Raw genomic sequence first — 13,279 nt, forward strand, 5'->3', positions numbered from 1 at the left:
ACAAAGCCCATTGATCGGGCTTGAATCCTGATCATTGGGCTTTCTACTTGTTACGCTACACTGCAGCTTCTCCGATCATTTGCCGCTCGATTTTCTTCATCTCATAAAAATAGCCCTTTTGCTCCATCAACTCCGAATAGGAACCTGTTTCGACGACCTTGCCTTGGTCCATGACCACAATTCGATCCATCTCTTCCAATCCGGTAAGCCGATGACTTATCAGAATAAGAGTATCTTGAGCCGTCTGTGCGTAGAGATGCTTCATAACGTGTTGCTCTGTCACATAATCCAGCGATGAAGTGGGTTCGTCCAGAAGCCACAACCGCCCTTTGCGGAGCAGTGCTCGCGCTAAAGCCAGCCGTTGCTTCTCCCCATCCGATAGATTCTCCCCTTTTTCAAACACCATATCGGTCAACGATTTATCGGGTAGCCGCACTTTAGCCAGCACGTCCAACAATTGTTCGTCTGTCTGTTCTTCTCCATTCAATAGTAGGTTGTCCCGGATCGTTCCCCGGAAGAAATGACTTTGCTGCAACACGACATTAGCCGCTTCCCAAATGCTTGTCTCATCCAGATCCTTCAACGAAACATCGTTTAGTCGTATATCGCCAGCTGTTGGTGTAAGCAGCTTGAGCAGCAATTCGATAATTGTTGACTTTCCTGACCCGCTCGCCCCGACAATCGCTGTTTTGGAGCCAGGTGAAATATGCAGGGAAATATCCTTAAGCGCCGGCCTCCACTCCCCTTCATATTGAAACGTAACCCCGGAAAACTCTAACGAAACGGCTTGATCAAGAGACAACGCGCCCGCTGGCTGCAAAGACTGCACGTCGGTGGGTTGAACCGTTTCCGTTAGTCGCTTGGCTGCATGTTCGCTATCTTCCTTATACGCGGGTAATGTGGCCATTGCCGCCGCTTCTTCAAAAACGGTTAACGAGGCCATGACCAGCATGGCAAGAAACACCCCAGCAAGCGTTCCGTCCATAATTAAATAGGCTCCAAGAGCGAGTACCCCCCAGGAAACGAGAAACGTAACCAAAGCGTGCATCGCTTGCCCGCGGAGCAAGTTCTCTGCTGCTCGTTGCTGCTCAGCTGCTAGTGCAGCGGAAGCCTGCTGAAGCTGCTGCTCCCGCTGTGCCAGTTGCCCGTATACTTTCAAGTCCCGGAAACCATAAAGTACTTCAGTGACTTCCGTGGAAAGCTGCGCCCGCTGGTCGCGAACGCGTCCATGTATTCTCCTCTGCCCGAGCAAAACAATGCCCGGTATAACGAATCCCGCCGCGAGCATGCCTATTACAAACAGAAGAGCAATCCAGAACGAAAAGGCAGAGGTAAACAACACGGTAGCCAAGAACACCATGACGACGATGATCGGGGGATATGCCACTCGCAAAAAATAATTTTGCAAGCTCTCCACGTCCCCAACGATCCGCGCAAGCAGATCCCCACTTCGATTTCTATTCAATATACCCGGCGTTAAAGGAATAAGCTTGGCAAAAAAGGAGGTACGTAAACGAGAAAGCATCGAGAACGTCGCCCGGTGAGAATACAAGCGCTCACCATAACGACTTGCCGCCCGAAGCAAACCCAGCAGTTTGACCATCGAGGTGAGTACAATCAAAGTATAAAGCGGTGGCGCAAATACGGTTTGCGAAACTAGATACCCGCTGGCGGAAAAAAGCGCCACACCCGCTATGCCTGCGATGAATCCACCCAGAATCGAAAGCAAGATGTCTTTTCGCTCCTGAATCATCGCCTTTGACAGAACAGCCAGTTCATTCATGATGCCCCCCCCTTTTCCGCTCTATATCGATCATTTCGGCATACTGTGGCAGGCGCCCTAGAAGCTCATCATGCCGTCCGGCGTCCACTAACACTCCATTATCCATGAACAAGATCTTGTCGGCTTGCTGAATGGTATATAATCGATGAGCCACTGTAATCATCGTAGCCGTTTTTGCCAGTTTGGCAATGGAGCGTTGCAGTACGCGCTCGGTGTGCAAATCCAGTCCAACGGTAGGCTCATCAAACAGAATGATGGCAGGCCGCTTCAAAAAGGCTCGTGCCAAGGCAAGCCGCTGTCTTTCCCCACCAGATAGTCCCCTGCCTCCTTCACCAACAAAGGTATTGAGTCCATGCTCCAATTGGGCTGTAAGTGCAGCAAGCCCGGCTTCCTCCGCTGCCCGCTCTATTTCAGCACGGGTAATGTTCCCACCAGCACCAATTGCAATATTCTCAGCCAATGTGCCTGCAAAAATATACGGGTGCTGTGTAATGTAGCTGACATGCTTAAACCATGCATTCTCATCGAATTGGGAGAGTGGGCTTCCATTCACCCGAACCGTTCCCGATGCTGGCTTCAGCAAACCTGCAATGAGATGGAGCAAAGTCGTTTTGCCGGAGCCGCTTTTGCCAACGATAGCAATGTGCTCTCCCGGACCCATCGTGATCTCTCCAGTCTTAAGCTCGAAAGAATCCGGAGCATATTTAAACCGGAGATGGTCCAGTTCCATGGATGGCGGCATGTTGTCGATGTCGACGATTTCATCGGATGTACCTGCACCTTCAGTGCTATTCGGGTCCTCGCTCTTCCCTGCTGTTTCCTCAAGCATTTGCTCCACCTTATGAATAGCACCCATACTTGTTCGCCCGCTGTGAAAGGCGGTTCCCGTATTCTTTAACAGGCTGTAGAACTCGGGAACGAGCAGCAAAACAAGAAACGCGGTGTGGAACGTCATCGATTTGAAAACAAGCAGCTGGATGGCCAGTTCGAGTGCGACAATGCCGATACTTAGCATCACGATCGACTCCAGCATGAAGGTATTCGTAAATGCAATCTTCAAAATGCCCATCGTGGCATCTCGGTAACCCAGACTGCTGCGTTCAATCTCCTGCTGCTGCCGGTGAGCACGTCCAAATATTTTTAGCGTCAACAGTCCTTGAAGAGAATCCAGAAATGTACCAGAGAACTCGGCCAGCTGTGCATATTTTTCTTCGGATTTGTTCTTCGTTTTAAGCCCTACCAAAATCATGAACAGCGGGATGAACGGGGCTGTAAACAGCATAATGAAACCTGTGTTGGGATGCTCAGTAAATGTAACGATCAGAATCAAAATCGGGATGATCGCCGCTTCCATCATACGGGGCATATATTGACTGAAATAACTGTCAGCCTCATCCACCGCGTCTAGTAGAATACTGACCTTCCCTCCTGTCTGTCCATGAAGGGTTGAAGGCATGGATGCATGAGTCAAGTTCTGCAGTACAGCTGCTCGCATATTCGTCTTGGCCGTTGCAGCCATCCGTAGTCCAACTTTACCGTTTCCATATGACAACAGTGTGCGTACAACCATAACAGCCAGAAGCAGGCCAAGCAGTACGATAACCGATGAAAAGGTAGCACGCTCCACAAAAACCCGCTGGACTGCTTCAGCAAGTAATCCAGCCTGACTCAAAATAGCTGCACCAAGCGCAAGTGAAATGACTGCGAGGAGAGCTGTATTTTTTCTTTGTGAAGACATTTGCTGAGAAATCAGACTGGATTTCCTTTTCACAGTTTTCTCCTCCTTTATATACAGGCCTATGATGAAATATCATATACGATGTAATGGACAATACCGCTTTATTTTTTTCCCTTTACATAATCCGCATCAAACAGGAATAATTTGAAGACCAATATCAGGGACGGGATTAACAGGAACAGACCACCAATAAATGCAGCAACTAACGCGAAGCCCATGGCTGGTGTAGTAGCGCTGCTCTGAACCGTGATGTATGGATCCAGAATATAAGGGTAGTGCCCGATTCCGTATGCGAAAAAAGCAGTGAAAAATTGCAGCATGACGCATATAAAAGCTAATCCGTATCGGCGTCCGTTGTATATCAGCCACATGGCGATCATGAAGAAAGCAACGGAAAGCCCGAGCAGCCACCATAAATCCATCATATTTTGAAAATGCCGTTCATTGTGTTGACCCAAATAAATAAATGCTGTCAATGCGAGAATAATCGTCGGTGTGCTCCAGAATAGGGCATAGTTTCGCATCAGCTTCAGAGCAGCGTGATCCTCTGCCCGAGAAGCGTAAAATGTCAGAAATGATCCGCTAATGAAAAGTACGGATACGATTGCGAGTCCAACGATGCTCCAGGATAACGGATTGGTAAACAGCTCCCAGTAATCGAGAGAAACCGTCTCACCCTGCTTCACAATAAAGCCGCCTTCAGATATCGTAAGCGCCACGGATAACGAAGCCGGAATAAGTAACCCTGTAGCTCCGTATAAAAATAAATACACAAGACTTCTCTTGGAACCGTAATTTTCAAATGCATAGAAAGAACCGCGAATGGCAAGCAGTATCACTGCTATGCTTGCTGGAACAAGCAGAGCGGCGCCATAATAATAGGCCGTGTCCGGAAAAAATCCGACGATACCAATATAGAAAAAAACAAAAAATACATTCGTGATCTCCCAAACGGGTGATAAATAACGGGAAATCAGACGGTTAATCAAATGATCCTGCTTCGTCAAACGTGCATAGAAAGCGAAGAAGCCTGCTCCGAAATCAATTGAGGCTATAATTAAATAGCCGTACAAGAACAGCCAGAGCACCGTGATGCCAATCAATTCGTAACTCATTGTGCAGGATCCCCCTTTTCTATAGTCTGATTAGGCTTTTCTTTTAACCATTTCTCCATCTCAACTTCTGCCGGCTTATTGTTGAACAAACGTCTTAACACGATTACACACATGATGCCAAGTAAGATGTACAGGAGCAAGAAGACGAAGAATAAAGTTCTTACTGTCGGTGAAGTCGTAGCGGCTTCCTCTACACGCATAACTCCACGGATAATCCATGGCTGTCGCCCAACTTCTGCATAAAACCAGCCGAGCTCAACACCCAGAAAGGCGAGCGGTGTGCCGAGTGCGATGAGTCGTAGCATCCATTTGTTCAGCTCATTGCGCTTTTTCCAGATCTTAAACAGGAAATAAAGCAGCGAAATCGCAAGCAGAGCAAATCCGATTCCTGCCATTAAATCAAACAAGTAATGCACGAGCAGTGGTGGCCATTCATCCTGCGGGAATTCCTCCAGTCCCGTTACCTCTGCATTAAAATCGCCAAAGGCCAGGAAGCTAAGCAGTTTCGGCAGATGAAGGGCACCCAGTACTTCATGCTCGGCATTCAGCCATCCCATTAGAATCAGGTCCGCACCACTTTCTGTCTCAAAATGCCACTCTGCCGCCGCAAGCTTCTCTGGCTGATGCTCAGCCAAAAACTTGGCGGACACATCCCCGGCCAACGTGTTCAGCATGCCGAACAACAAAGCAACGGCCATCATGAGGTTCAAGGCTTTTTTGTGATAAGCAGAAACTCCTTTTCTCAGCATCGCAAAGGCTGCAATTCCGGCTAATAGAATTGCCCCTGTCAAATAGGCCGAGCTTAACACATGGAATACCTTGGAGAACGTCGCCGTATTCAACATCGCTTGCACCGGATCAACCGCTGTGAATTGACCTGCTTCCAAGACAAAACCTTCAGGCTGGTTCATAAATCCGTTGACCGTCGTAATAAACACAGCAGACATGCCTGCCCCAACCACAATCGGAATCGTCAGCAGCCAGTGGATATACGGTTTTTTGAATCGATCCCAGGTGTACAAATAAATGCCCAGAAAGATGGCTTCAAAAAAGAATGCGAACACTTCCATGAATAACGGCAATGCAATGACGTTCCCAGCCATCTTCATAAAGTTCGGCCACACCAGGGCCAACTGCAGGGAGATGATTGTACCGGTCACGACACCAACCGCAACCGTAATGACAAATCCCCGTGCCCACCTCTTCGCCATCAATGTATAATGGGGATCTTTCTTGCGGATCCCGATGAACTCTGCAATTGCGATCATTAATGGTATACCAACGCCAATCGTTGCAAAAATTACGTGGAATGCGAGTGTCAAACCTGTTACCAGCCTGCTCCACAGTACCGTGTCCATTTCCATAATAATACTGCCTCCTTTCAAACTTCTGTTTAATCTAGGGGTAAATTAATCTTTTGAACAGGCCTGCCCGTCGTTCACCTACTACACTCATCCATGGGAGGAATAAGCTGTCCCTCGATCTCAACTATGTAAAAAGAGATTTTTTTCACAAAGTAAGATGCTAAATTGCTACGCCCACATCATTCTTGTGTCATACCGTACTTCGAACAGAGACCTGACGAGCTTGTATTGACCTAGTACGGAATTCGGGAAGAAGTATGAGTGCGAAACCTGATCGTAAGGTTATTATATCTTTGTTCACCACGAATTCAATCAATGACACATGTTCGTCCTTGAATGTTCAAGAAAAGGTCAACCTTTTCCGACAAATTAGTGAAAAACATCACAGTGGGCAATAACAAGTTTTTTTAAGAGAAAACCTGTCAGCTCGATACCATTCTATAACGAGAAAATACCTGCCCCTCTCCCGGGCAGGTATTAAAGGTGAATCGTATGAATGGCTTACCAACATCGATCACTAAATATTAGTCCAGAAGGTTGTAGATCTGAATGCTCTCCACCTTGGCATCCTTGATATGAAACGACATCACATCCACATAATTGGATGGCTCGTAACGGAAGTCATCCTCCTCATTAGGGGCTCCATCACCAAGCAGTTTCCCCTCAGGGTAGGCGTGTTTGAGTGTATCCAGGCTATCTCCTGCTTTAATGTTTCGCACTGTCGCGTACTTAGGATCTGTAATTTCGATATGAAAGATGGAGTCTTGTTTCCCCTCCGGTATACTGATTGTTTTAATCTCCAGACCAGGATACGTATAAACCTTTTCTGTAAAACCGATTAACGTATCCATGTTTGTTCCATCGCCGGCACTGTACGTATGAGATTTCAGGTTATCCGGTTTGCCCAGCATCTGTTCCATCTGATCTTCATTCGCTGTATCCGAAATCGCAATGGTGTGCTCATTATAGACAAAAGCAAGCTCCTTCAGCACCACATTGCCTTCCTTCTCCATCGAACCTTCCTTAATAGCTTCAGCACTCTGTCCTTCCGAATTTTCTGAAGCAGGCGCAGTAGAATTTGATGCTCCTTCGCCTTTGGCCTGTTCGTCGGGCGTGTTTTTTTCAGCCGAGTTCTGCGCCGCTTCTGGCGACTTGGCACCATTGGACTGACAGCCCGCCAGTGCCATCGTTAGTAAAATACTCAGCAGGATAACAGCTGTAGCTTTGTTTATCAATTTCATCATGATCCCTCCATAAATGTGTGATTTCTTCTTATGAAGTGATTATAAAAAAAGCATTTGTTAGTCTCATAACAGAATTGTATCAATCTTGTAACGTTAACTATTTACGCGCGTGTTTACGCACGGGGTAACACAATCGTAACGGTCGTTCCTTCCCCGATTTGACTTTCCATGTCGATATATCCATTAAACCGCTCTACAATCTCTTTGCAAATAGAAAGTCCAAGACCTGAACCGTTCGCTGTGCTTGCATTTTTCGCCCGGTAAAAGCGTTCCTGCACTCTCTCCAGCTCATCGCCCGCGATACCGATACCTTGATCACGTATCCGTATAACTACCTCGCTTGGCGTATGTTCCAACTTCAATTCGATTAGCGATGGACTGCCTGAATATTTGATGGCATTGTCCACAAGGTTGGCGATCGCATGGGACATCAGCATTGGATTCACGTTGGCGTGGACTCTCGTCAGAAGCTTATCCTCCGGTTCCGCTTCCGCCTCCCTGAACATAATCTCGATTCCTTTATCTTTGGCCTTGGCACCCATACTCGTTGCGACTTGCTGAATCAGTTCGTTCATTTCCGTCTTCCGGGCTTCCAGTTCGTTAGAACCAGCCTTGTCGAATCGGGATAGCAACAACAGTTCATTAATCAAGCGCGTCAGCCGATCCGATTCCTGCAGCAGATGAGCATAGATTTTTTGCAGCTCCTTGTTCTCGTTCTCCCCTTCATACAAGTATTGAGAGAAACCACGAATTGCTGCCAATGGTGTTTTTAACTCGTGAGATACGTTGGAGACAAATTGTTTCTGGTACTGAATGTAATCATGAAGCTGCCGCCCCATGGAATCCAGCCCATCTGCCAGCATGCCCAGTTCATCCTTCCGGTTTAGATGAACTCTCCGAAACTCCTGTCTAGAGAAACTTTGCGCAGCGCCAAGCAACAGCTTAATCGGCTTGGTTGTGTTGCGGGCAATCCACAGACTGGATAACGTAATCAGTACAATAAATCCGCCTGCACCCGCAAACAGGATATAACGGATTTGATCCATAATCGCATAAAAGTAGGAAATGTCCTCCACGAACTCATACACATAAGCGTTTTGGTAGTATTGATCCTGAATGGGAGTGGCAAAATAAAGCAGATGATCTTCCGTTACGGTGTAGGCATAACTGCCGCTCAGGGCTTTCTCAATATTCTTTTCAAAAATAAGAGGTTTGCCATCATTAATGATGATGCCATCCACAGCCAAGCCCAGCAACTGCTTGGAGCTATCATAGATACGTACTTCCTTGCCTGAAGCTTTCAGCTTCTCCAGAGCAAGTCTGACGATTTCTTTTGTCTGCGGCTCTCCTGTCGATGATCTATGCTGTGCCAACACCTCACGGAAGGACAACTCGGACAGATCCGCCTTCTCCATCATCTGTTTTTCAATGGTAATGAAGCTGTAGTAATCAATGGCTTTATTTACCGCAAAAATGATGATGCCAAAGGACAGCACGGAGAAAAATAAATAATTCAGCAGTAACCGGGTTGCATACTTCAGGCCTCGCCACCTCCAAGTTGATAGCCAAATCCATAGATCGTCCTGACATACTTCGGTTCGTCCGCGTTATCCTCCAGCTTCTTCCGTAATCGCATGATGGTCATATCCACACTGCGACTGTCTCCCATAAAGTCATATCCCCATCCGATCTGCAGCAGCTCATCCCGGGTAAAGATTTTGTCTGGCCTTTTGAGTAACGTTTCCAGAATTTTAAACTCTTTGGCCGTTAAAGACACGGGTACACCGTTTTTCAGCACCCTTCGGCTTTCCAGATCAAATGTCAGCTCTTCATGAATGATGCGTGTAGATTTCACTTCTGTTCCTTCACTTGATTCCTCCATGCTCTCGTTTCTTCTCAGAATCACTTTGATCCGAGCGAGCAATTCACGATTGTCAAAGGGTTTGGTCATGTAATCTTCCGCCCCTAGCTCTAGTCCCAACACCTTGTCGATTACCTCATTTTTAGCAGAGAGCATGATCACAGGAACGGCACGTTTCCCGGTGATTTCCTTGCACAGGTCATATCCGGAGCAGTCAGGCAGCATCAAGTCAAGCACCACCAGGTCCGGTTGAAAAGCATCCAGCAGCTGCAGGGCTATTTTACCGTTTTGAGCCGTTTGAACGACGTAGTTTTCTCTTCTCAGTACGAGCTCAATTAAATCTCTGATTGCGACTTCATCGTCAATGACAAGTATTTTCTTCAATGTGCACCCCTTCTAGCCTTGTTCCCCAGCTTGAATCATAATTTACCCTCATCTTAGCACAGACACTTTAGATTCCTCCACCAACTGATTCCACTGAGCCCAACATAACTTGTAATAAACCCGATGAAAGGAGAACAATCCATGGATCTGCTCTGGGTACTCATTGTTGGTGGACTTATTGGCTGGTTAAGAGGCAACTTGATTGGGCGGGACGTACCGAGCGGTGTACTTGGGAACATTATTGCGGGTTTTATCGGTTCCTGTTTAGGAACAGAATTGCTGGGACCAAGGGGGCCGGTGATTGGCGGATTTCATATTATTCCAGCCATCGTTGGCTCGATTATTGCCCTGCTCATCTTCTTCGCTTTGGCACGCGGCGGAGCATTTCCGAAGACGTTAACAAAAAAGAGACGGAAACCGATACCGTCGTTCATTAGATATTTTTATAAAAGATGCTGCCAGGGCATAAGATGAACACTTACGGTCCTTTTTTTATTTTTGTACTGATTATGTCTGCGATTTCAGAGCATAGTCGTGACAATAGCGCAAGATGACGACCATACGAAGTTTGTACGACTTATTAATAAAATTGTCGCTAAGTCTTGAATTGAAATGCAAAAACTGTCCTACATAATGCTACTTCATGAGGTTTTAATCGCTTTTCATTTAGATACTTATCTAATCGGTAATCGGACTTTGTTCTTGTCCATTCCGGCAATCGGTACAAGTTCTTGTCCTCGGCTTGGGACAAGAACTTGTACCGAGACCTTCAATGGGACTATGTTCTCGTCCCCGACATCTTAGGCTAGTATTTTTCTGTTTTCTCTGGCCCATTATTTTTCTTGTACCGATAAAACAAAAAAGCCGCTAAATTAGCGACTTTCAATGGGTCCATCAAACGGGTTTTAAAAAGAATTCAATTTTTAAACTTATAGTTCAACCGATGAAGTTCTTGTTTATGTAGGAGGAAACAGTTTAATAACCATTTTTAATTATTTCAACAGCTTTCTCAACATACTCGTCCCTACCTTCCATAATTCCTTCAATGGTTGGATCAAGACGAATATCAGGCTGCACTCCTATTCTTTGCGTTGGTTTTTTATCTGGATAAAATATACCGATTCCACTTATGCCCGTTTTTATATTTCCTGGGAGAGTAATTCTAAATAAATTGCCATCCGCTCCAGCAGTTGGCCTCCCAAGAACTATTGAATTTTCTGTTTTTCTCAGCAACATCGTTGTAAACTCACCGTTACTCATAGTATGTTCATTGATTAAAATCACAACTTTCCCTTTATAAACCTCGTCATCTGTCCGTTGAGGCTTCCCTGAGGTAAGAGGTTCAAAATAATATTCACCTGGTACTGCACGATTAGGAAGTGACGCTTTGGCAAACTCTTCCTCAGAAGGGATCAGATATTGGGCCAATTTATAGTCAACTGAGCTAGAAGGGTAGTTTCTAAGATCAACTATCAGACCTTTAGTGTCCCACCATTTTTTCATAATGCTATCAATCTCGCCATCTACCAACAGACCGGCATTAATATAGTAGATCTCTCCGTTCTCCATTGCTTGTGATTTCGTATAAACAAAGTAATTAATCTCTTGTAGGCTGCTCGTCGCACTTATGTTCTTCGTTTTTCCCTGTCGAATTACAGTAACGTCCATATTCTTTTGATGAGTTCGGAATAATGCATTAAAGAAATGACCTGACGTGTCTTCTCGTGATTGTGAGATGTATTTTCTTCTATCTTCTAATAATTCATCAATACTATTGTCACCTACTTTTAATACAATGTCTCCGACCTCAAGTCCACATTTGTTATAGACTGTACTTATAACAATCTGATTGTTAATTTCGACAAAGTTTGCGGGAAGCCGATACGTTCCAAAATACTCAGTAATGGATTCTCTATTTTTGCCACCCAAATAAACATGAGAATCGTGTACTCTAGTTGTTAGTTCTGCTAAGGTCATGAAATAGGAATCATAATCAGACCCATCTATCATTTTAGGAATAAACTCTAGAAGCACTTGATCCCAATCCTCTTCGATGACATCTTTATAAGGAAAATAGTATTCGATAATATTCCAATAGCGGAATAAACCAAGCAACCTGTAGCCGGTGTCATCAAATTTCATACTAGTATAAGCGTTTTCATTATGCATAATCCCTAAGGGTGATTCATCATTAAAGCTAACGTATGCATTTTTCCGTTCTGAAATATTAGAATCTAAAATCTTTGATAATTCAAGACTCAGATCTGTTCCAAGATATTTCTCATCCTTGGACCAATCTGTGGTTGGACTGAGTTGTATGAACTCTTCGGAAAACTGGTATTGCTGTTCAAGATCCCCGGAAATGCTCTCATTACCTAGCGCATGAACCCAATCATAGAGAATTGAATTCACATCCGAATTTTCTTCTAAAATAGAAGGCATCACCCGAAATAGCTCATAGTCCCAATTTATATCCCCAGATACAACCTTAGGATGGTAATATTTCACCATTCCCCATACCTTACCGAGCTTAGCAAAATCCTCGATCTTCTGTTCAGAAAGGCTGGAAAATTTCATTCCACTTCCTTGGTCATACTCCTGCTTCTGCTCCTGCTCTTTCACTTGCTCAAGCTGATGAGTCTCTTGTGATGCAAAACATCCTGCAGTCATGAGGATAAACAATACACTGATAAATACAAAGAACATCCAGTTTCTTCTTTTTTTTAGTTTCACCGTTTTCCACCTTTCAGCTCAATAATTTATCTTTTTTCTTGTAAATCTTTTAGAGTACATTCTCACTCTTTACTCCGTAACCGTTCGTCCGGTCCTTTTTACTTCATATATTATACCAAATAATGGAATATGTAAAATTTTTCCTGCTACTACAACAAAAGCAGCTGATCACCTTGATCAGCTGCTTTCTTATTTTGATCGTGCTTTCGTTTCCCGTTAGTTTAATGGAAAATTCAATTTGCCTTCACTGCTTTGTCTGAGATTCCGTTTTTACGGATATCTTTGCTTCCAACGAAGGTTAATCGTCAATTCCATAAATAACTATGTCATTTCACATAACTGAACAAATTTTAAAGAATAAGAGATCCTCTGACTGCCGCTACAGACGCAGAATCACTATTAAAGTAACGTGCCCTTTAGGCCGCTGGGTCAACCGCACACTAAGCTGGAACGTAGGTCAACCTGATCACCTTCTCGCCAATTCGATCGCTTGCCACGAGGCGCAGCGGCGGCCGCGGACCGGCGAAGAACGGCTTGCCGTGACCCAGCACGACTGGATGGAGATAGAGTCGATACTCATCAACGAGACCGAGCTCCGTTAGACTGTGGGCCAACTCCGGTCCGGCAACTTCAATCTTCCCTTCATGCTGAGCCTTCAGCCCACGTATGGCCGCTGCGAGGTCGCCATCGATCAGAGAAGCGTTTGGACCGACGGACTTTAACGTCCTCGACACCACCCACTTCGGTTTGCTTTGCCACGCCGCTGCGTATTCCCGTTCCGGCGCACCCCATTCAAAATGGTCTCCGTCCCAATACCGCATGGTCTCGTACATACGGCGCCCGTACAGGATGCCCGCGAGGCCGCGCACGTCGTCGATGAAATGACGGAATAGCACGGGATCGGGCTGAAATGCCGTGTGGTCGTGGTCAACGAATCCGTCCAGAGACTGGTTCAATGCGAAAACGATCTTTGCCATGCGACTGACTCTCCTCCCTGGTTTTCTCGCACATTCATCATCAAGATTGCACGTTCCATATGCAGCCTCCTTTATGTCTA

The 13,279-nt window shown here is 45.6% G+C and carries 9 protein-coding genes and 1 pseudogene; 1 reads left to right on the plus strand and 9 read right to left on the minus strand.

Annotation, left to right across the window (positions count from 1 at the left end):
- Nucleotides 1-55: 55 nt before the first annotated feature.
- The 7 genes from cydC to CRG97_RS15690 form a co-directional block, all read right to left on the minus strand.
- Nucleotides 56-1,783 carry a thiol reductant ABC exporter subunit CydC gene (cydC, locus tag CRG97_RS15660; protein WP_098744607.1) on the minus strand — a complete coding sequence of 576 codons (1,728 nt, stop codon included), beginning with the start codon at nt 1,781-1,783 and terminating at the stop codon, nt 56-58.
- On the minus strand, nt 1,776-3,554 hold the full coding sequence (gene cydD / locus CRG97_RS15665; protein WP_098744610.1) for a thiol reductant ABC exporter subunit CydD: 1,779 nt from the start codon (nt 3,552-3,554) through the stop codon (nt 1,776-1,778). Before cydD ends, cydC begins: the two co-directional genes overlap by 8 nt.
- Nucleotides 3,555-3,622: 68 nt before the next feature.
- Nucleotides 3,623-4,636: a cytochrome d ubiquinol oxidase subunit II gene (locus CRG97_RS15670; RefSeq protein ID WP_098744613.1), complete on the minus strand. Its 1,014-nt coding sequence runs from the start codon at nt 4,634-4,636 to the stop codon at nt 3,623-3,625.
- Nucleotides 4,633-6,000, minus strand: coding sequence for a cytochrome ubiquinol oxidase subunit I (locus tag CRG97_RS15675; RefSeq protein ID WP_098744616.1), 1,368 nt, complete (start codon nt 5,998-6,000; stop codon nt 4,633-4,635). Before CRG97_RS15675 ends, CRG97_RS15670 begins: the two co-directional genes overlap by 4 nt.
- Nucleotides 6,001-6,524: 524 nt before the next feature.
- Nucleotides 6,525-7,244 carry a hypothetical protein gene (locus CRG97_RS15680; protein ID WP_237566418.1) on the minus strand — a complete coding sequence of 240 codons (720 nt, stop codon included), beginning with the start codon at nt 7,242-7,244 and terminating at the stop codon, nt 6,525-6,527.
- Between the two features lie 113 nt (nt 7,245-7,357).
- A complete protein-coding gene (locus tag CRG97_RS15685; RefSeq protein ID WP_098744622.1) occupies nt 7,358-8,740 on the minus strand; it encodes a sensor histidine kinase in 1,383 nt (460 codons plus the stop codon).
- 41 nt (nt 8,741-8,781) lie between these two features.
- Nucleotides 8,782-9,489 (minus strand): response regulator transcription factor, encoded by a 708-nt coding sequence (locus tag CRG97_RS15690; RefSeq protein ID WP_098744626.1) that lies wholly within the window; start codon nt 9,487-9,489, stop codon nt 8,782-8,784.
- Between the two features lie 141 nt (nt 9,490-9,630).
- Here CRG97_RS15690 and CRG97_RS33640 point away from each other — a divergent pair.
- A pseudogene (locus tag CRG97_RS33640) lies at nt 9,631-9,864 on the plus strand (GlsB/YeaQ/YmgE family stress response membrane protein); the annotation flags it as partial.
- Between the two features lie 600 nt (nt 9,865-10,464).
- Here the strand turns inward: CRG97_RS33640 and CRG97_RS15700 are convergent.
- Nucleotides 10,465-12,222, minus strand: a complete 1,758-nt coding sequence (locus tag CRG97_RS15700; RefSeq protein ID WP_098744632.1) for a S41 family peptidase — start codon at nt 12,220-12,222, stop codon at nt 10,465-10,467.
- A gap of 440 nt (nt 12,223-12,662) precedes the next feature.
- Nucleotides 12,663-13,199 (minus strand): dihydrofolate reductase family protein, encoded by a 537-nt coding sequence (locus CRG97_RS15705; protein ID WP_098744635.1) that lies wholly within the window; start codon nt 13,197-13,199, stop codon nt 12,663-12,665.
- Nucleotides 13,200-13,279: the final 80 nt, after the last annotated feature.

Source organism: Paenibacillus sp. EZ-K15 (genome assembly GCF_002573715.1).
Taxonomy (GTDB): Bacteria; Bacillota; Bacilli; order Paenibacillales; family Paenibacillaceae; genus Paenibacillus_AQ.